The organism is Streptomyces sp. NPDC040718 (assembly GCF_055593565.1).
In genome coordinates, this window is record NZ_JBVIXO010000003.1 from 363,462 (window position 1) to 381,780 (window position 18,319).

General features: G+C 75.2%; 16 protein-coding genes and 1 pseudogene. 9 read left to right on the top strand and 8 right to left on the bottom strand.

The features are described 5' to 3' along the window. Window positions 1–2: 2 nt before the first annotated feature. Window positions 3–599: a TetR/AcrR family transcriptional regulator gene (locus ACZ597_RS10385; protein ID WP_471327620.1), complete on the bottom strand. Its 597-nt coding sequence runs from the start codon at window positions 597–599 to the stop codon at window positions 3–5. Window positions 600–692: 93 nt separating this feature from the next. Here ACZ597_RS10385 and ACZ597_RS10390 point away from each other — a divergent pair, with 93 nt between their 5' ends. From ACZ597_RS10390 to ACZ597_RS10405, 4 genes are all read left to right on the top strand, one after another. Beyond that, the gene (locus ACZ597_RS10390) at window positions 693–1,421 is read left to right on the top strand and encodes an FAD-dependent oxidoreductase (RefSeq protein WP_471327622.1); all 729 of its coding nucleotides are present in this window, start codon (window positions 693–695) and stop codon (window positions 1,419–1,421) included. A 118-nt stretch (window positions 1,422–1,539) separates the two neighbouring features. Beyond that, on the top strand, window positions 1,540–2,055 hold the full coding sequence (locus ACZ597_RS10395) for a hypothetical protein (RefSeq protein ID WP_471327625.1): 516 nt from the start codon (window positions 1,540–1,542) through the stop codon (window positions 2,053–2,055). Between the two features lie 223 nt (window positions 2,056–2,278). After that, on the top strand, window positions 2,279–3,904 hold the full coding sequence (gene lnt, locus ACZ597_RS10400) for an apolipoprotein N-acyltransferase (RefSeq protein WP_471327629.1): 1,626 nt from the start codon (window positions 2,279–2,281) through the stop codon (window positions 3,902–3,904). Window positions 3,905–3,951: 47 nt separating this feature from the next. Then, window positions 3,952–4,425, top strand: coding sequence for an NUDIX hydrolase (locus tag ACZ597_RS10405; RefSeq protein WP_471327632.1), 474 nt, complete (start codon window positions 3,952–3,954; stop codon window positions 4,423–4,425). Here the strand turns inward: ACZ597_RS10405 and ACZ597_RS10410 are convergent. Then, a complete protein-coding gene (locus ACZ597_RS10410) occupies window positions 4,422–5,207 on the bottom strand; it encodes a trypsin-like serine peptidase (protein ID WP_471327635.1) in 786 nt (261 codons plus the stop codon). The genes ACZ597_RS10405 and ACZ597_RS10410 overlap by 4 nt on opposite strands. Window positions 5,208–5,446: 239 nt before the next feature. On the opposite strand from ACZ597_RS10410, the gene ACZ597_RS10415 reads away from it, so the two are divergent. Next, the gene (locus ACZ597_RS10415) at window positions 5,447–6,736 is read left to right on the top strand and encodes an ATP-binding protein (protein ID WP_471327638.1); all 1,290 of its coding nucleotides are present in this window, start codon (window positions 5,447–5,449) and stop codon (window positions 6,734–6,736) included. A 405-nt stretch (window positions 6,737–7,141) separates the two neighbouring features. Continuing rightward, window positions 7,142–7,451, top strand: a pseudogene (locus ACZ597_RS10420) (DUF6191 domain-containing protein). On the opposite strand, the gene ACZ597_RS10425 reads toward ACZ597_RS10420, so the two are convergent. From ACZ597_RS10425 to ACZ597_RS10445, 5 genes are all read right to left on the bottom strand, one after another. Further along, the gene (locus tag ACZ597_RS10425) at window positions 7,429–8,046 is read right to left on the bottom strand and encodes a hypothetical protein (protein ID WP_471327641.1); all 618 of its coding nucleotides are present in this window, start codon (window positions 8,044–8,046) and stop codon (window positions 7,429–7,431) included. The pseudogene ACZ597_RS10420 and the gene ACZ597_RS10425 overlap by 23 nt on opposite strands. Continuing rightward, the gene (locus ACZ597_RS10430) at window positions 8,043–9,656 is read right to left on the bottom strand and encodes a serine/threonine-protein kinase (protein ID WP_471327643.1); all 1,614 of its coding nucleotides are present in this window, start codon (window positions 9,654–9,656) and stop codon (window positions 8,043–8,045) included. The genes ACZ597_RS10425 and ACZ597_RS10430 overlap by 4 nt, the downstream gene beginning before the upstream one ends. Before the next feature lie 122 nt (window positions 9,657–9,778). Continuing rightward, the gene (locus ACZ597_RS10435) at window positions 9,779–11,035 is read right to left on the bottom strand and encodes a Tm-1-like ATP-binding domain-containing protein (RefSeq protein WP_471327966.1); all 1,257 of its coding nucleotides are present in this window, start codon (window positions 11,033–11,035) and stop codon (window positions 9,779–9,781) included. Window positions 11,036–11,083: 48 nt separating this feature from the next. Continuing rightward, window positions 11,084–11,566: an NUDIX hydrolase gene (locus tag ACZ597_RS10440; RefSeq protein ID WP_471327645.1), complete on the bottom strand. Its 483-nt coding sequence runs from the start codon at window positions 11,564–11,566 to the stop codon at window positions 11,084–11,086. Window positions 11,567–11,639: 73 nt separating this feature from the next. Further along, window positions 11,640–12,683, bottom strand: a complete 1,044-nt coding sequence (locus tag ACZ597_RS10445) for a cation diffusion facilitator family transporter (RefSeq protein ID WP_471327648.1) — start codon at window positions 12,681–12,683, stop codon at window positions 11,640–11,642. Window positions 12,684–12,843: 160 nt separating this feature from the next. Here ACZ597_RS10445 and ACZ597_RS10450 point away from each other — a divergent pair, with 160 nt between their 5' ends. Genes ACZ597_RS10450 through ACZ597_RS10460 form a run of 3 tightly spaced genes read left to right on the top strand, consistent with a single transcriptional unit; the run spans window position 12,844 to window position 16,786 of the window. Continuing rightward, window positions 12,844–15,204: an FHA domain-containing protein gene (locus tag ACZ597_RS10450; RefSeq protein WP_471327651.1), complete on the top strand. Its 2,361-nt coding sequence runs from the start codon at window positions 12,844–12,846 to the stop codon at window positions 15,202–15,204. Window positions 15,205–15,212: 8 nt separating this feature from the next. After that, complete coding sequence (locus tag ACZ597_RS10455; protein WP_471327653.1) at window positions 15,213–15,833, top strand: hypothetical protein; 621 nt, start codon at window positions 15,213–15,215, stop codon at window positions 15,831–15,833. Next, window positions 15,830–16,786: a serine/threonine-protein kinase gene (locus ACZ597_RS10460; protein ID WP_471327656.1), complete on the top strand. Its 957-nt coding sequence runs from the start codon at window positions 15,830–15,832 to the stop codon at window positions 16,784–16,786. The genes ACZ597_RS10455 and ACZ597_RS10460 overlap by 4 nt, the downstream gene beginning before the upstream one ends. Here ACZ597_RS10460 and ACZ597_RS10465 read toward each other — a convergent pair. Continuing rightward, complete coding sequence (locus ACZ597_RS10465) at window positions 16,783–18,030, bottom strand: streptophobe family protein (RefSeq protein WP_471327658.1); 1,248 nt, start codon at window positions 18,028–18,030, stop codon at window positions 16,783–16,785. The two genes, ACZ597_RS10460 and ACZ597_RS10465, sit on opposite strands and share 4 nt — an antisense overlap. Window positions 18,031–18,319: the final 289 nt, after the last annotated feature.

The following is an 18,319-nucleotide window of genomic DNA, read 5'->3' on the forward strand; positions in this document are numbered from 1 at the left end:
CGTCACGGGGTCCGCGTCCCCTCGGGGCACACGGCCGCCAGCAGGCCGCGCGCGAAGGCGTCGAGGTCGTCGAGCCCGGCCGCGGCCAGGGTTCCCGGGGCGCCCGCCAGCAGGTGCGGGATCGCCCCGTGCAGCGCGAGGGTGAGGGGGCGGGTCTGCTCGGTCCCGGCCGGGAGGCCGGCCCCGGCCAGCAGGGCCCGGTGCGCGGCGAAGTCGCCCGCGGCGATCGGGTCCAGCAGCGCGGCCAGCCAGGGCCGCCGGGTGGCCTCGGTCTGGAGCTCCAGGTAGGCCAGCACGCGCGGGCGCCCCGGACCGGCCACGTTCCGCAGCAGCCCGGCCAGGAGAGCCGCCAGCCCCTCCCGGTCCGACGGCCCCGGCCCGGCTCCCGCCAGGGCGGCGGCCACGGCCCGGTACTGCTCCAGGCAGCGCTCGGCCACGGCCCGCAGCAGCGCGTCACGGCTCGGGAAGTAGTTCTTGGCGGTGCCCAGCGGCACCTCGGCGGCGGCGTCGACGGCCCGGTGGGTGAGCCCGCGCCCGCCCGCCTTGGCCAGCACCGCCACGGCGGCGTCCCGCAGCCGGTCCCTCCGGTCCTGATTCACGTTGCCAGGATAACCACAACCGTGGTACCACGGGCGGGGTACCACGGTTGTGGTGGTTCGGTTCTGCTCGTCCGGCGGATCGAGGGGCACGTCATGGCAAACGACCGGCACGGCAAGAACGGCAGGAACGGCGCGAACGGCACGGCCGTGGTCGTCGGCGCGGGCGTCGGCGGGCTCGCCACCGCCATCGGGCTCCGCCGCGCCGGCTGGACCGTACGCGTCCTGGAGGGCCGCACCGCCCTGGAGCGCTACGGCACCGCCTTCGGGATCCACCCCACCGCCCAGTCCGCCCTGGACCGGCTCGGCCTCGGCGATGCCCTCCGCGCACGGGCCCTCCCGTACCGCCGGGCGCACATCCGGCGCCCGGACGGCAGGGTGCCCGCCGCCCTCCCCCTCGAACGCGTCGAACGCAAGGCCGGCCGCCCCGAGCTGCTCGTCTCCCGGCCCCACCTGATCGACGCGCTGCCCGCCGAACTCGGCCGGCTCGGCGGCGCGGACGTCGAATACGGGCAGCGGCTCACCGACCCCCGCACCCTCGACGCCGACCTCGTCATCGGCGCCGACGGGGTCGGCGACGCCGCCCACGCCATGACCCCCAACCTCGGCCAGGGCGCCTGCACCGCCCTCCTCGACGCCGAGGCCCTCACCCGCGCCGTCGCCGCCCACGGCCGTACGGGCCTCCCCGCGGCCCTGCGCGCCTACGACGCGGAGCGCCGCCGCAGCGCGCAGCGCGTGGCCCTCGGCTCCAGGACCCTGCACCGCTTCGTGACCACCCGCCGCCCGGCACTCCGCGACGCCCTGATCGGCCTGCTCCCGGCCTAGGGGTGTCGGCCGTCGTTTGGGAGGGCCGGGCGCGGGCAGGCGCCAGCCGTCCGAGGACGATGCGCCGGGTGGCGCAGAGGTGGTGGCGCCGATGCGGAACGTGGGTACGCTGCTGCTCATGACGGGTCACCCCCCAGGCCCCCTCTGGACGGGCCGGGCTTCCAACCGTGCGCAGTGGCTGCTGGCCGCAGCCGGTGCGGCCTGCCTGGCGCTGGGGGTGGAGCTGGCCGTCGACAACTCCTGGACCGCCGGGTTCGTTCCGCTGCTGATGTCCGTGATCGGCTGCCTCGCGGTCGGGCTGCTCATCCTCTACGGCACCCTCGCCTTCGTGCACGTGGCCGTCACCGTCGACGCGGAGGCCCTGGAAGTGCGCTGCGGCCACATCGGGCTGCCGCGCCGCAGGATCCGGCTCGCGGAGGTCGCCTCCGCCGAGTTCCGCCCCCGCATCACCCCCCAGCAGTGGGGCGGCTGGGGCTACCGCTGGCGCCCCGACATGGGCACCGCCGTCGTCGTCCGGCGCGGCGAGGGCGTGGAGCTGCGGCTCGGCGACGGCAAGCTGTTCACGGTCACCGTCGACGACGCGGAGAACGCCGTCCGGGTCATCCGCGCCCACCTGCGCACCCTCGCCCGCTAGGCCCTGTCCGGGCGATCTTCGCGGGCCCACGCCGCCCGGCACAGCACCTCGTCGCGTTGTCGGACCGAGCAGGTACGTCCAGTACGAGCCGCGGCCCTTCGCCTTTTTTTGCGACGTACCGCGCCGCACGACGTGGGCTGATCCACGAAGACCGCCCGGACACCCCCTGGGGTGCGGCGGCTCCTTACCGCTCCTTGGGGCGCGGGGACGTACACTCCGCCAGATGAGCAGCAGTGTCACCCGCGCCGCCGAGAGCGAGCCCTCCCAGCCCGCCGGACCAGCAGCGGCGGTCGCCCCGTCCGAAGCCGCCGCCTCCCCGCGTCAGCGGGAGCACAAGGCCGCCTGGCTGGTGCGCTCCGCCCTGGCCGGAGCCGCCGGGGTGCTGCTCTACCTCAGCTTCCCGCCCCGCCCCCTTTGGTGGCTGGCCCCCTTCGCCCTCGCCCTGCTCGCCGGCTGCCTGCGCGGCCGCCGGGCCCGGGCCGGCTTCGGCCTCGGCTTCCTCTCCGGGCTCGGCTTCCTGCTGCCGCTCCTCGTATGGACCAGCGAGGGCGTCGGCCCGGTCCCCTGGATCGCCCTCGTCACCCTCGAAGCCCTCCTCATCGGCCTGACCTGCCTCGGCATCGCCCTCGTCAGCCGGCTCCCCGGATGGCCCCTGTGGGCCGCCGCCGTCTGGATCGCGGGCGAGGCCCTGCGCGCCCGCGCCCCCTTCGGCGGGTTCTCCTGGGGCAAGCTCGCCTTCGGGCAGGCCGACGGCGTCTTCACCCCGCTCGCCGCCGTCGGCGGCACCCCGCTGCTCTCCTTCGGCGTCGCCCTGTGCGGCTTCGGCCTGTACGAGGTCCTGCGCACCTCCCGCCGCGACCCCCGGCGCGGCGCCGCGGCCCTCGCCGCGCTCGCCGTCGCCGCCCCGGTCGGCGCGGGCCTCGCGGCCCGCCCGCTGGTCTCCGGCGCCGCCGAGGACGGCACCGCCGTGGCCGCCGTCATCCAGGGCAACGTGCCGCGCGCCGGGTTCGACTTCAACGCCCAGCGCCGCCAGGTCCTCGACAACCACGCGAACCGCACGATCCAGCTCGCCGAGGACGTCAAGGCGGGCCGCGTCCCGAAGCCGGACTTCGTCCTGTGGCCGGAGAACTCCTCCGACATCGACCCGTTCACCCAGCCCGACGCCCACGCCGTCATCGACAACGCGGTCAAGGCCGTCGGGGTGCCCGTCGCGATCGGCTCCGTACTGGCCCCCGAGACGGGGCCGCTGCGCAACACGATGATCCTGTGGGACCCGGTCAAGGGCCCCACGGACACCTACGACAAGCGCAAGATCCAGCCCTTCGGCGAGCGCATCCCGATGCGCTCCTTCGTCCGCCTCTTCAGCTCCGACGTGGACCGGGTCCGCCGCGACTTCGGCCCCGGCAAGGAGCCCGGCGTCTTCGACATGGCGGGCACCGGCGTCGGCATGGTCACCTGCTACGAGGCCGCCTTCGACGACGCCGTCCGCTCCACCGTGCGGGCGGGCGCCCAGGTCATCGCGGTGCCCAGCAACAACGCCACCTTCGGCCGGACCCAGATGACCTACCAGCAGCTGGCCATGGACCGGATCCGCGCCGTCGAGCACAGCCGCACCGTCCTCGTCCCCGTCACCAGCGGGGTCAGCGCCGTCATCCAGCCCGACGGGAAGGTCACGCAGCAGACGGAGATGTTCACCGCCGACGCCCTCGTCGCCGAGATCCCGCTGCGCTCCGGGCAGACCCCGGCCACCCGCCTGGGCCCGCTGCCCGAGTACGCGCTGCTCCTCGTCGCGGCGGGCGGGCTCGGCCTGGTGCTGACCCGCCGGGTTCGCGCCCGCCGGGCCGCATGACGCCGTACCGCGGCGGAGGCCGGCGCGCGGCCCCGTAGGGTCGCGGCATGACCACACCCGAGTACATCCGCGAGATCAGGGCGAGCGGCGCCGGTCACCGGCTGCTCCTGCTGCCCGGCGTCACCGCCGTCGTCGTCGACGACCTGGGCCGGCTGCTGCTCGGGCGCCGGGCCGACACCGGGAAGTGGTCCCTGGTCGGCGGGATCGCCGAGCCGGACGAACAGCCCGCCGAGACGGCGGTGCGCGAGGTGTACGAGGAGACGGCCGTGCGGTGCGCCCCCGAGCGGGTGGTCCTCGTCCAGATGCTCGCGCCCATCACCTACCCGAACGGCGACGTCTGCCAGTTCCAGGACATCACCTTCCGCTGCCGGGCCACCGGCGGCGAACCCCGCTCCGCCGACGGCGAGCTGCTGGACGTGGCCTGGTTCGCACCGGACGCCCTGCCCCCGCTGGAGGCCTTCGCCCTGGACCGCATCCGGCTCTCCCTGACGGAGGAGCCGACCTGGTTCGAGGCCCCTTAGCGCCCCGCCCGGGCGTACAGCTCCAGTGCCCCCGCGCCCATGACCGCGCTGTACGAGACCTCCGGAACCGTGCCGCCGCCCTCGTGGCCGCCCAGCACCCCCGCCAGCGCGCCGCCCGCCAGCCAGGGGCTGCCGCTGGTGCCGCCGCTGAGGGCGGGGCAGTCGATCCGGCGCTGCGTGGCGGAGAACAGGCTCGTCGCGTTCGAGCAGCGCAGCGGGGCCTCCTCGGTGCTGGGGTAGCCGACGACGGTCACCGTCACGTCCCCGGGCTGCCCGGCGGCGGCGACCGGGAAGCCGCCGACCACGTCCTCCACGTTCCGCGTCCGCGCTCCGTCCGCCGGGGCGACCGTCGCGAAGGCGATGTCCGCGTCCGGGTCCTCCCCCCGGGTCCAGGCCGGGTCCGCGTACACCCCGGTCACCCGCCACAGCCCGTACGGGGCCTCCCCGTCCCGGTAGCCCGGGGCGAAGACCGTGCCGTCCGGGTGGCCCAGGCAGTGCGCGGCGGTGGCGATCACGTCGCGGCCCGCGCTGCGCACCACCGAGGCGGTGCAGAAGTGCCCGCCGTCCGTGCCGCCCGCGAACAGCGCGCCCACCCGTGCCGCCGTGGCGTCGGCGTCGGCGCGCACGGTCACGCCGAGCGGGGGCAGCGCCTCGGCCTCGGGGAGGTCCAGGCCCAGCAGGGCGGCCGTCGAGGTCAGCGCGAGCAGGATCCGCGCCGCCCGCCGGGCGCGGACACGGGAGCGGGTGCGGCCGGCCGGTCGGGGAAGGGTGAGAGGGATCATGCACCCGAGCCTCCCCGGCGAAACTGTGCCCGGAGCCCGGTGTTCCGTGTGAATCCGCTGTGAATGTGTCGGAAACCCCGAAGGCACACCGGTCCCCGGCGGCCGGCTTCGGCGGAAGGTACCGGTCTATGGACGCCGCGGCGGACTTCCCGACCGGCTGTTGTGCACCGCGGTGCGTGATCGGCGGGCCCGCCCGCCCCTAGCCTCGCCGCAGGAGCACGAACGAGGGGCGGTACCGAGTGAACTGGCTCATCCACGACTACCGCGAGAGCGATCTCGCGGCGGTGGTCCATCTCATAGACACCACGGCCGAACTGGGCCAGGAGTCCGTCTTCTCGCTCGCCGAGTGCATCAGCGCGCTGACCGACCGGCAGCCCTGCGTCGTCGCCGTCCACCAGGGCGTCCCCATCGGCGCGGCCCTCGCCTGCGTCACCGGCGAGCGGGCCTGGGTGATGCGGATCGCGATCGCCTCCGGCTGGCGCGGCCGGGGCCTGGCCAGCGCCCTCCTCGTCGAGCTGGAACGGCGCCTGATCGCCGCCCGCGTCGGCCGGATCGCCTACGTGCTGCCCGAGGAGGACCTGCTCGGCGAGGGGCTGCTCAACGCCGGCTACACCCGGCAGCCCGCCGTCGCCTACTTCGAGAAGACCGAGCCCCTGCACGGGCCGGCGGCAGGCCTCCTCGACGACCTCGGCGGCCGCTTCCTGCCCAACGACCTGTGGGCCAAGGTCGCCGGCATGGAGAAGGAGAAGGAGCTCATCGAACGGCGCGTGGTCCTCCCGCTCGCCGAACCGGAGCGGGCCGCCGCGCACGGGGTCCGGCCGCCGCGCGCCATCACCCTCTTCGGTCCGCCCGGCACCGGCAAGACCACCTTCGCCCGGGCCATCGCCTCCCGGCTGGGCTGGCCCTTCGTCGAGCTGCTGCCCTCCCGCCTCGCCGACGAGGGCAACCTCGCCGCCGCGCTGCGCGTCGCCTTCGCCCGGATCGCCGAGCTGGAGCGGGTCCTCGTCTTCATCGACGAGGTCGAGGAGATCGCGCCCGTACGCACCGAGCCGGCCCAGCCGGGCGGCATCCACGGCGTGACGAACGAGCTGCTCAAGCTGATCCCCGGCTTCCGGGAGGGCGACGAGCGGCTGCTGGTCTGCGCGACCAACTCCATCCGCTCCCTCGACCCGGCCTTCCTGCGGCCCGGCCGCTTCGACTACCTGATCCCCATCGGCACCCCCGACGCCGGGGCGCGCGCCGCGATCTGGTCGCGCTACACGGCCGGTCGGACCGGCGTGGACGTGGCGGCACTGGTGGCGGCGACCGAGCTGTTCACCCCCGCCGACATCGAGCACGCCGCCCGGACCGCCGCGCAGGTGTCCTTCGAACGGGACCTGGAGGCGGTGGGCGCGCGCGGCGCGGCGGCCGCGCAGATCGGCGCCACCACGGAGGACTACCTGGCGGCCGTCGCGCAGTGCAGGCCGACGGTCACCCCCGCGATGACCGGGGAGTTCCAGGCCGACATCACCGCCCACGCGCGCTTCTAGTCCACGACTCCGGACGGGACAACCCGTCCGGACCGGGAGCCGTCCGGCGCCGTCCCGCCGGCCGCTCCCCACAGGCTCCGTCCCCCGGTTGCGGCGGGGGACGGGAACGCGAAACGGCCCGCGGCCGCTCCCCAAAGCGGCCGCGGGCCTCCCGCGCGGACTCGGCATCCGCGCGGGACGGCCGCGTTCCGTCGGGGTGTCGCATGCCGGAACGCGGCACGCAGCGGTGCCTGAGGGCGTCCTGCACGCCCTCGTCTGCGCCATCGAGCAAACCAGCACGGCCCACGCCCCGGCCTCGGCCGTACGGCCATACCCACCCCGGCCGTAAGTACGGCTCCGGGTCCCCGCCCCTGGGGGCCGAAGGGCCCGGCGGGTTGCGGCCGGGCCACGGGCTTCGTCGTCTTCATGACCCTGCCGGGACTCGCGCTGCTCCTCACCGCGACGGCCTTCCTGGACCTCGCGCTCGTGCGCGCCGGCCGCGCCGGATCGCTGCCCTGGCGGTGGAACGGCCGCCAGGGTCAGATCTCCTCCACCGGCTTCGATCAGCTGCACGCCGGCTTCTCGCCCGGCAAGCAGAACGAGCTGAAGGAACGCCGGAGCGCCCTCGTGATGCGCGACGACGAGGAGGACGGCGCCCCAGCCGCACTCCCGCGTCGACCTCGACGGCGGCCGCGCCGTGATCAGGCTCCCCGCTACCGGGGGCACCGGTAGGTGAACTCGGCCGCCGCCGTCCGCTCGACGGGCGAGACCAGCTGGAGCTCGGCCCGCGCCGGGTAGCTGCCCGTGCCCTGGAAGGTCCACAGCAGGTGCAGCGTGGCCTCCTGCCGCCCGGCCGGCACCCGCTCCGTGAGCTCCTCCGACCGGGTGCCGTCGCTGCGGACCCAGCGGTAGGTGAGGGTCCCGGGGCGCCCGTTGGTGCGTACGACGGCCACCACATCGGCGGCCGCCCCGCACGCGGGACCCCCCGGGTCGGTGGACACCGCCACCTCCCGCACCTCGACGGCCGGCCCGAACCGCTGCCAGGCCAGGTAGCCGAGCACCGCCGCCAGCACCACCACCGCCAGGGTGTAGCGCCGCCATCCCCCGCCGCGCCGCGCGGGCGGCCGCGGCCCGGGCGGCGGCCCGGGCACCACGGGGAACGGCGGGGCCATGGCCGCCGTCACCCCCGGCCCGAACCGGAGCACCGAACCCTCGACCCGGTCGGGCGCGGCGTCCGCCGGGGGCGGCGGGCCGCTGAACCAGTGGCTGCCGAGCACGGTCGCGCTGTACTCGTCGTCGGCGGGGTCCTGGGGGACGCGCGGATCACTCATCGCGGGACCTCCTGGTCCTGGCAGCGGTACAGCAGTACGGAGGCGGCGGCCGAGCCGTTCGACGCGGCCGGTTCGGTGGTGACCCGGACCCCGCCGTAGCAGCCGCGGCCGCGGCTGAAGCCGTGCGCCTGGACCACCGAGGCCGCGGAGCCGGCCTGGACGACGACGGTGTCGGTGCCGTCGGGCACCGAGTAGGCGCCCTGCGAACCGCCGAGGAACCACTCCAGGGTGACGGTGACCGGCCCGCTGCCCTGGGCCGCCAGCGAGACGGTCGCCTCGCCCCGGTAGACCCCGGGCTTGAGCGAGACGCCGAGCTTGGTCACCCGCAGCGTCGGCGAAGGCGTCGGGGTCGGCGAGTGGCTCACCGTCGGCTTCGGGGTCGGGCTCGGCGACGGGCTCCAGCTCACCGAGTGCGAGGGCGTCGGGGTCGGCGTGGGCGTCGGGGACGCCGAGGTGCTCGGCGACGCGGACGCGGACGGGCTAGCGGACGCCGAGGGCGGGGCGGACGGCCCGGGCGCGGGCGAAGCGGGCCCCGGCGTGGCCGGACCCGTCGTGGCGAAGTCGCTGAGCGCAGAGGCCCCCGGCGGGGTGCCGGCGCCCGCGTCCGTCGTCAGCACCAGCACCGCTCCCAGTACCAGCGCCAGGCCCGTCGCCAGCCAGCCGCCGCGCCCCGGCGCCCAGCCCGAGCCGCCGCCGACCGAGGTCGTGGCCACCGCGGTGGTGCCCGCGGCCGCGCCTGCCGCCGAGGGGAACAGCAGCGGCAGCAGCGCCGCCAGCGCGGCGAGCTTGCGCTGGCCGCGCTCCTCCCACTGGGGCCCGTACGCGGCCACCGCCACCGCTTCCAGCTCGGCCACGAACGCCTCGGCGTTCTCCGGGCGCTGCTCCGGCCGCTTGGCCAGGCCCCGCCGGATGAGCGGGCGCACGGGCTCGGGGGCCTCGGTCTCCGGGACCGGGGCCTCGATGTGCTGGACGGCCAGCTCGGCGAAGCTCGCCCCGTCGTAGGGCTTGCGGCCCGTCAGGAACTCGAAGAAGGTCGCGGTCGCCGCGTACACGTCGGCCGTCGGCGAGGCCGGCTGCCCCTGCCACTGCTCGGGCGCCATGTAGGCGGGGGTGCCCGCCACCCCGGGGGTGGTGCCACGGCCCGCCGCGATCCCGAAGTCCACCAGCTTGGAGGAGCCGTCGGGCGCGACCAGCACGTTCTCCGGCTTGTAGTCCCGGTGCACGACACCCGCCCGGTGGGCCGCGGCCAGCCCGAGCAGGGAGCCCTTCAGCACCACCAGCGCGGCCTCGGCTTCCGCCCGCCCCGCCTCCCGGAGCACGGCGCGCAGGGAGATCCCGTCGACCAGCTCCATCACGATCGCCGCGCCGGCCGGGGCCTCCACGTACTCGTACAGGCCCACCACGTACGGCGAGACGAGCCCGCCCAGCAGCCGGGCCTCGGCGCGGAACTCCCGGACGAAGGCCGGGTCCTCGCGCATCCGGTCGCTGAGGTACTTCACCGCGACCGCCGTGCCGGTGGCGTCGTGGAGCGCGAGCACGACCCGGCCGCTGCCGCCCGCGCCGAGCTCACGGACCTCCGTGTAACCGGGTACCGTCCAGCCGTTGCCCATCCCGCGCCCCCTTCCGTGGCGTCGCCGGCCGCCCGCGGAGGAGCGGCCGGCCGGTTTTCACCCGGAGGACGGTTTTTCCGCCACGGCCGGTTCCCAACCCCGCCGCGCGTCTCGGATGGTGGTCAGGCGGCCGCCGACACCGCCCCGATCATCGCGTGCAGCCGGTCGGCCGCAGCCCGCCCGAAGGACGGGTCGTTGATGTGGGTGTCGTAGTCGTAGAGCCGGGCCGCGCTGCCCCGCAACCCTTCGCGCAGCGCCGAGAACAGCGCCAGGTCCGCACGGGGGTCGTGGTACGGGCCGCCCGGCGCGCCGAGCGTGGACAGCCCGCGCAGCGGTACGCAGACCGCCGTCGGCCCGGTCGCCGCGCGCAGCTTCGCGGCGACCCGCCGCCCCAGCTCCGAGCATTCCGACTCGGTCGTGCGGATCACCGTGATGGAGGGGTTGTGGACGCGGACCCGGCGGTAGCGGGCCCGCTCGGGCAGGGTCTCCAGCGGCCCGAACTTCACCATGTCCAGCGCCCCCAGGCTCACCACCTGCGGGACCCCGGCCCGCCCGGCCGCGCTGAGCCGGTCGGGGCCGGCGGTCAGGATGCCCCCGCACAGGTCGTCGGCGAGCTCGCTCAGGGTCAGGTCCAGCACTCCCGCGAAGACGCCCTGCCCGGCGAGGGTCTCCAGGGTGCGGCCGCCGGCGCCGCTGACGTGGAAGACCAGGACCTCGTACCCCAGCTCCTCCAGCCGCTCCCGGGCCGCGTCCACGCCGATCGTGGTCACCCCCGCCATGCTCGCCGCCACCAGCGGCCGCGATCCCGAGCCCAGCCGGGCCGGCCGGCTGCGGTCCAGCGCGGCGCGCGCGAAGCCCTTGGCCATCCCGGCGACGGCCTCCACCGCGTTGGCCAGTACCGGGGCCGAGACGCTGTTGATCCCGGCGATGTCCACCACGCTGTACATCATGGTGATGTCCGCCGAGCCCACGTACGGGGACACGTCCCCGGACGCCATCGACGAGACCATCACCTTCGGCACGCCGAGGGGCAGCGCCCGCATCGCCCGGGTCGCGATGGAGGTGCCCCCGCTGCCCCCGATCGCGAGCACGCCGTGCAGCCGTCCCTCGGCGTGCAGGCGTAACAGGGTCGCCTCTGCGCCCCGGGCCATCGTGGTCACGGCCGCGCCCCGGTCGGCGGCCGCGCGCAGTTCCGACAGTTCCGTGCCCGCCGCCCGCGCCACCGCTTCGCGCGGCACGTGGGCGGGCACCCGGGGTTCTCCCATGATCCCCGTGTCCACCAGCACCACTTCGACGCCGGCGCGCAGCAGCCTCTCGCGCAGCCAGCCGTACTCGACACCCTTGGTGTCCAGGGTTCCCACCAGCACGACGTTCGTCATATGTGCAATGTCCACGCAGGTAGGGTTTGTTGGCAAGTAAAGGTCAGGTCAATCCGCCAATAGCGCCAGCAATCGCTCCAGGAACGGAATTTGACCGACAATCAGCTTGTTCCGTGCGATCGGGGGAGCGAACCAGTCCACCCGGTCCAGCTCGGGGAACTCCCGCTCGACCCCCGAGTGCGGGGGCCACTCCATCGTGAAGGTGCCCGGCACCGTCAGCGCCGGATCGAGGTCCGCCTCGACCGCCCAGACGGTCACGAGCTTCCCGCTGCTCAGCCGCACCTCGCCCAGCGGCAGGTAGTCCCCCTCCGGCGGGGGCACCCCCAGCTCCTCCGTGAACTCCCGGCGGGCCGCGTCCCGGGGCGTCTCGTCCGGCCCGTACTCGCCCTTCGGGATCGCCCAGCCCCCGGCGTCCCGCCCGGCCCACAGCGGACCGCCCATGTGGCCGAGCAGCACCTCCACCCCGTGCTCCGCCGTCCGGCGGAACAACAGCAGGCCGGCGCTCCGCCTGTACCTCTTCGCATCCGTCACGGGGGCCATACATGCCCCGCCGGAGCCCCGCTCAGTGATCGGCCGTCGGCAACCGGCCACCGGAGGCGGGCCGTCAGTGCGCGTGCGGCCCCTCGCGGTGCACCGGCCCGTGGGCGTCCGCACAGTGCGGGTCCGCCCCGTCCTCGCCCGGACGGCCCACCGACAGCAGGGCGTCCTGGACGTGGTCCACCTGGAGGGTGGTGTGCGTGATCCCGTACTCCTTCTCCAGCAGCTGCTCCAGCTCCCGGCGCACCGCGTGGCAGTCGCCCGCGGGCTCCACCAGCACGTGCGCGGACAGGGCCGCCTGCCCGGAGGTGATCGTCCAGATGTGCAGGTCGTGCACCTCGGTGACGGGCACGTGGGCCACCAGCCGGTCGCCGACCGCATCCGGGTCCACGTGCGCCGGCGCGGCCTCCAGGAAGATCCGCCCCGACTCCCGCACCAGCCCGTAGCCCGCCTTGACCATCAGCACCACCACCACGAGCGTGGCGATCGCGTCGGCCTGCACGAAACCGGTCGTGAGCACGATCAGACCCGACACCGCCGTCCCGATGAAGGCGAACAGGTCGTTCAGGATGTGCTGGTAGGCGCCCTCCACGGCGAGCGAGGAGCGGTTCGCCCGCGAGATGCACCAGGCCGCGCCGACGTTGACCACGATCCCGGCCAGCGCCGTCACCAGCACCAGCCCGCCCTCCACCGGCGGCGGGTCCAGCAGCCGCCGCACCGCCTCGTACGCCAGCCAGACCGCCAGCAGCAGCAAGGTCAGCCCGTTGGCCTGCGCGGAGAGTATCTCCGCCCGCTTGAGGCCGTACGTGAACCCGCCCCGCGCCGGCCGCGCCGCCAGCCGCATCGCGATCAGCGCGAGGACGATCGAGACGGCGTCCGTCAGCATGTGCGCGGCGTCGGAGATCAGCGCCAGCGAGTGGGCCATCACGCCGATGACCACCTCGACGGCCATGAACCCGCCGATCAGGGCGAGCGCGATCGCCAGCCAGCGGCGGTCGGCGTCCGGGTCCACGCCGTGGCTGTGCCCGCCGTGGCCGTGCCCGTCGTGCCCGTGCCCGGCGTGGTCCGCCCCGGGGTGCTCGTGCGCGTGGTCGTGGTCGTGCCGGCTCATGGCTTCCCCCGTTTGTTCGGTTCCGACGCGTGAAGTGAAGCGCACCGCGACGAGATCGGCAAAGGCTGCAACGGGGACCGTTGTCATTCCCCATAAGAATGCTCTGACCTGCGGCGATGCTGCTCCTGCCGGTTGCGGCGGTTCATGGGAAAATCTGTCCATGGTCCAGCGGCCCGGTGCGGCGACCGCGCCCGAACTCGTCCTGGAAACCGCCATGGGCTCCACCGAGATGAGCCCGGGCCGGAGCTACCGCGTCGGCCGCGACCCCCTCTGCGAGATCTGCCTCGACGACGACCGCGTCTCCTGGCACCACGCCGTCCTGCGTCCCGAAGGCGACCACTGGACCCTGGAGGACGAGGGCAGTACCAACGGCACCTGGGCCGACGGCCACCGCGTCCACGAATGGGCCGTCGGACCCGGCAGCGAACTGCGCTTCGGCAGCGCCCAGGACGGCCCGCGCGCCCTCCTCAGCAGCCGTACGCCGCCCCGCGCCGCCGCCTCCCGCCCCTCCCGGGTCGCCGACCCGGCCATGACCGGAACCTTCCGCAGCCCCACCAGCATCCGGCCGCTGCCCGCCCGGACCACCCTGCGCATCGGCCGCGACCCGGGCAACGACCTCGTCATCGACGACCTCGTCGTCTCCCGCAGGCACGCCGAACTGCGCGCCCTCGCCGACGGCGGCTACGAGATCGCCGACCTCGGCAGCCACAACGGCACCTACCTCAACGGAGCCCCCGTCGACGCCGCCCCCGTCGCCGAGGGCGACATCGTCGGCATCGGCCACAGCGCCTTCTGCCTCGTCGGCGACCAGCTCCAGGAGTACACCGACACCGGCGAGGTCTCCCTCGACGTCCAGGACCTCGCCGTCGCCGTCGACCACGGCCGCAAGACCCTCCTCGACCACGTCTCCTTCCCCGTCGGCGGCAGGTGCCTGCTCGCCGTCGTCGGCCCCAGCGGCGCCGGGAAGTCCACCCTCCTCGGCGCCCTCACCGGACTGCGCCCCGCCGACCACGGCACCGTCCTCTACGACGGCCGCGACCTCTACCGCGACTACGCCGAACTGCGCTCCCGCATCGGGCTCGTCCCCCAGGACGACATCCTGCACGCCCAGCTCACCGTCCGCCGCGCCCTCGCCTACGCCGCCGAACTGCGTTTCCCGCAGGACACCGGCAGGGCCGAGAGGCTCGCCCGGGTCGACGAGGTCATCGGCGAACTCGGCCTGGACCAGCGCGCCGACCAGCCCATCCACAGCCTCTCCGGCGGCCAGCGCAAACGGGTCTCCGTCGCCCTGGAACTCCTGACGAAGCCCTCCCTGCTGTTCCTCGACGAACCCACCTCCGGACTCGACCCCGGCATGGACCGCTCCGTCATGCACATGCTGCGCGACCTCGCCGACGACGGCCGCACCGTCATCGTCGTCACCCACAGCGTCCTCAGCCTCGACGTCTGCGACCGCCTCCTCGTCCTCGCCCCCGGAGGCCGCGTCGCCTGGTACGGGCCGCCCGGGGAGACCCTCGGCTTCTTCGGCTTCGACCAGTGGCCCGAGGCCTTCGAAGCCTTCGAGAACCAGCGCGACCGCGACTGGGCGGGCCAGTACGAGGCCTCGCCGCAGCACCGTACGTACGTGGCGGGCCCCGGCCGCCGCCCCCGAGCCCCCGACGCCGCACCGCCCGGCCCGGCCGGCTTCGCCGAGCCGCCCCCGCGGGCGCAGAGCGGGCGCTCCCAGCTCTCCACCCTGATCCGCCGCTACGCCACCGCCCTCAGCGCCGACCGCACCTTCCTCGCCATCATGGTCGCGCTGCCGTTCGTGATGGGCGCCATGGCCCGCGCCCTGGCCGGCAGCGCCCTCACCCAGGAGACCGCGATCAACGCCCTGCTCATCCTGTGCGTCGGCGGGGTACTCACCGGAGCCGCCAACGCGGTCCGCGAACTCGTCAAGGAACGGGTCATCTACCAGCGCGAACGCGCCGTCGGACTGTCCAGGCCCGCCTACCTGATGTCCAAGGTGGCGGTCCTCGGCGCCATCACCGTGGCCCAGGCCGTCGTACTGACCCTCGTCGGCCTCTTCGGGGTGCGGCTCGGACCGCCGGGCTCCACCGGGGTCTTCCTGCCGCGGCTCGCCGAGATCACCCTGGCCGTCGCCCTGCTGTCCTTCACCGCCATGATGCTCGGCCTGCTGGTCTCCGCCCTGGTCAGGAAGGAGGAGGTCACCATGCCCCTGCTGGTCCTCCTCGCCATCGTCCAGGTGGTCTTCTGCGGGGCCCTCCTCCAGCTCGACGGCGTACCCGTCATCGGGCAGCTGGCCTGGCTGGTGCCCTCCCGCTGGGCCCTCGGCGCCATGGCGGGCACCGTCGACCTCGGCCGGATCGTGCCCGGCACCCTCGCCGACGACCCGCTCTTCGCCCACTCCGCCGGGGTGTGGCTGCTGGACATGGGCATGCTCGTGGCCCTGGCCGTGCTCTTCGGGGTGCTCGTCGCCCGGCTGCTGCGGCGCCACGAGCCCGCCGTGATGCGGAAGTAGGCCCGGCGATGACCGACTCCCCGGAGCCCGGCGCCGGCTTCCGCCCCACCCACGTGGTCCCGCAGGACGGCCTGCCCGCCTGGGAGGCCCCCGACGTCTCCCGGCCCACCGCCGCCCTCGACCCCTTCCTCCCCGTCCGGCTGCTGTCCCGGCGCGGCGAATGGGGGGAGGTCCTGTGCGCCAACGGCTGGTCCGCCTGGGTCGACGGACGACTGCTCGTCGCGGTGCCCCAGCCCCCGCCGACCGCGGGCCGGCCCCTCGACCGGACCGAGGACCCCGAGCCGCTCCTCACCCGGACGGCCGACGCCCTCGACCGCTACCGGCGGGCCCTGCGCGAGACCGTCCCCGGAGCCGCCGGCGACGGCTTCCGGCAGGCCGTACGGGGCCTGCGCGCCGGGATCGTGATCGACGGCGAGTCCGTGTGGCTGTACGAGGAGGCGGCGGGACGGTGGATGTACGCCGACGGGAGCCGCCTGACCACCTACGCGGTCGTCTCGGAACCGGGAGCCCCGCCCGCGCCGGAGCCGGAGCCGGGGGAGACCGGCACCGGGGCCGTGGCCGGCGTACGGGATGCACCGCACGAGCCCACGCGCGTCGCGGACCGCCCCGACGGGGGAGCGAGCCGATGACGGACCCCGGACCACCCGTCGGGCGGGCCTCGGAACTGACCGGCACGCGCTTCGCCGGCTACCTCGTCGGGGACGAGATCGGACGCGGCGGGATGGCCGTCGTCTACCGAGCCCGGGACCTGCGCCTGGACCGGACCGTCGCGCTGAAGCTGCTGGCCCCCCAGCTCGCCCGCAACGACACCTTCCGGCAGCGCTTCACCCACGAGTCGAGGGTCGCGGCCGCCATCGACCACCCGCACATCGTGCCCGTCTTCGAAGCCGGCGAGACGGACGGCATCCTCTACATCGCCATGCGCTACGTCGCCGGGCAGGACCTGCGGGCCCTGCTCGACCGCACGGGCCCGCTGCCCGTGCGGACGGCGGCCAGGATCGCCGGCCAGGTCGCCTCGGCACTCGACGCCGCCCACGCCCACGACCTGGTCCACCGGGACGTGAAGCCCGGCAACATCCTCGTGGCCGAGGGCACCGACAGCGAGCACCCCGAGCACGTCTACCTGACGGACTTCGGCCTGACGAAGAAGTCCCTCTCGCTCACCGGGTTCACCAGCGTCGGACAGTTCGTCGGGACGCTCGACTACGTCGCTCCCGAGCAGATCGCCGGGAAACCGGTCGACGGGCGCTGCGACGTCTACAGCCTCGGCTGCGTCGTCCACGAGATGCTCACCGGCAGCCCGCCGTTCCGGCGCGAGGACGACATGGCCCTGCTCTGGGCCCACCAGTACGACCCCCCGCCCCCGCCGAGCGAACGCCGCCCCGAGCTCCCGGAGGCGGTGGACGAGGCCCTGGCCAAGGCCCTGGCGAAGCAGCCCGAGGAACGGTGGGACACCTGCCTGGAGTTCACCGGCGCGCTCCGCCGGGCGGGCGCGGCGTCGCCGGAGCCGGGCCCGCCGGAGCAGGGTCCCCCGCCCCCGCCGCCGCGGTGGGCGCTGCCGGTGTTCCGGCCACAGCACTAGGAGGTGTCCGCGGCCCGGCCCGGGTGGTGCAGGGGGCGGGCCAGGAGGGCGCCGAGGAAGCCGGCCACCGCGCCCCACAGCAGCGCGAGGCCGGTGGTGCGCCACAGGTACGGGGTGAGCTGGACGCGGCCGCCGAGCCCGGAGACGTCCCCGAGCCCCAGCAGCGACAGCCCGAACCGGGCCTGGACCCCGGCCAGCAGGCACACCGTCAGGGTGGCGAGGCCCAGCGCCACCGCCAGGTGCACCGCGTGCTGCCAGGGCCGGACCCGCGCGGGGGAGCGCACGGCGGCCAGCACGCCCGTGCCGAGCAGCGCGACGGCGGCCACCACGACCAGCCACCACGCCCGGGAGTCCCGCTGCGCGAGGGAGGCCACGTCGACCGTGGAGGGTACGGGCCCGCGCAGGACCTGGTCCAGCAGCGGCGGCACCGGCAGGCCGAACGGCCCTTCCACCAGGCCCCGCCAGGCGCCGCCGAAGCCCGTGGTCAGGGCGAGCCAGGCCAGGTTGGGCAGCCCGAGCAGCAGCACCGCCAGGGTGCGGGCCGGGTGCCCCTGGGTGCCGGCCGCGACCAGGCCGACGCCGGCGCCGAGGACCACGTACGCGAGGAGCAGCACGGCCGTGGCGTGGGCGGCCGGCCGCACCGCCGTGTGGAAGCGGAGCAGCCCGGGCGGGAGCGGGGTGCGGCGGGAGACCAGCAGGGAGATCAGCAACAGGCCCAGGAACCAGAGCAGTCCGTACAGCAGGGTGGGCGCGAGCGCGGCACGGAAGCCCACCGTCGGGGCGGCGTCGAGCAGCTCGCCGATCTCCCCGAGCGGGGAGTCGCCGGTGGACAGGCCGAAGGTCTGGCGGGCCAGGAACGCGAACAGGGTGAGCAGGGCCAGCCACAGCACCGCCGCCCGGCCTGCCCGGGCGAGCAGTTCACGGGTCCCGGCCACCGCGCGGTGGCGCAGCGGGCGCAGGAACAGGCACCCGGCGGTGAGCGCGCCGGCCAGGCTCACCGAGAGCGGGAGTACGGACAGGCTCGCGTCGGCGCCCGCCAGGAACCCGGCGTCGCCGGAGACCTCGACCGAACCTCCGGCGGCCATCACGACCACCGCGGCGACCACCCGGGGGAACGCCCCGCCCGGCAGATCGCCGGCGCCGGCGCAGGCCAGCCCGGCGGCGGCCACCGCGGTCATCACCGCGAAGCCCGCCACGACGGCGACGAGGGCGTCCCGCCAAGCCCCGGCGGAGGTACGGCTCACCTTGCCACGGTGGCATCCCCGGCTTGCGGTCACCACCTGGACGGCGCACACAATGGTCGGCAAGAGTGCCGGAAATCACCGGTATTCCAGGGATTCACGCCATTTCCCCGGATGCGTCCGCCTGGGAAGAGGAGTCCGTGACCACGCAACCCTCCGGCGAGCGGCCGCCACAGCCGTCGAAGCCGCCACGCCCGTCGAAGCCGTCACAGCCGTCACAGCCGTCGACCGGACGGCCGACCGGTCCGCCGTCCGGCCCGCTCTCGGGCGGGGGCGGAGAACCCCCGCCGCC

Coding starts and splice junctions, on each gene's coding strand:
- ACZ597_RS10445 (WP_471327648.1), bottom strand. CDS start 12,683: ATGAGCCGGCACGACCACGACCACGCGCACGAGCACCCCGGGGCGGAC.
- ACZ597_RS10455 (WP_471327653.1), top strand. CDS start 15,213: ATGACCGACTCCCCGGAGCCCGGCGCCGGCTTCCGCCCCACCCACGTG.
- ACZ597_RS10390 (WP_471327622.1), top strand. CDS start 693: ATGGCAAACGACCGGCACGGCAAGAACGGCAGGAACGGCGCGAACGGC.
- ACZ597_RS10430 (WP_471327643.1), bottom strand. CDS start 9,656: ATGGGCAACGGCTGGACGGTACCCGGTTACACGGAGGTCCGTGAGCTC.
- lnt (WP_471327629.1), top strand. CDS start 2,279: ATGAGCAGCAGTGTCACCCGCGCCGCCGAGAGCGAGCCCTCCCAGCCC.
- ACZ597_RS10450 (WP_471327651.1), top strand. CDS start 12,844: ATGGTCCAGCGGCCCGGTGCGGCGACCGCGCCCGAACTCGTCCTGGAA.
- ACZ597_RS10405 (WP_471327632.1), top strand. CDS start 3,952: ATGACCACACCCGAGTACATCCGCGAGATCAGGGCGAGCGGCGCCGGT.
- ACZ597_RS10395 (WP_471327625.1), top strand. CDS start 1,540: ATGACGGGTCACCCCCCAGGCCCCCTCTGGACGGGCCGGGCTTCCAAC.
- ACZ597_RS10410 (WP_471327635.1), bottom strand. CDS start 5,207: ATGATCCCTCTCACCCTTCCCCGACCGGCCGGCCGCACCCGCTCCCGT.
- ACZ597_RS10460 (WP_471327656.1), top strand. CDS start 15,830: ATGACGGACCCCGGACCACCCGTCGGGCGGGCCTCGGAACTGACCGGC.
- ACZ597_RS10425 (WP_471327641.1), bottom strand. CDS start 8,046: ATGAGTGATCCGCGCGTCCCCCAGGACCCCGCCGACGACGAGTACAGC.
- ACZ597_RS10435 (WP_471327966.1), bottom strand. CDS start 11,035: ATGACGAACGTCGTGCTGGTGGGAACCCTGGACACCAAGGGTGTCGAG.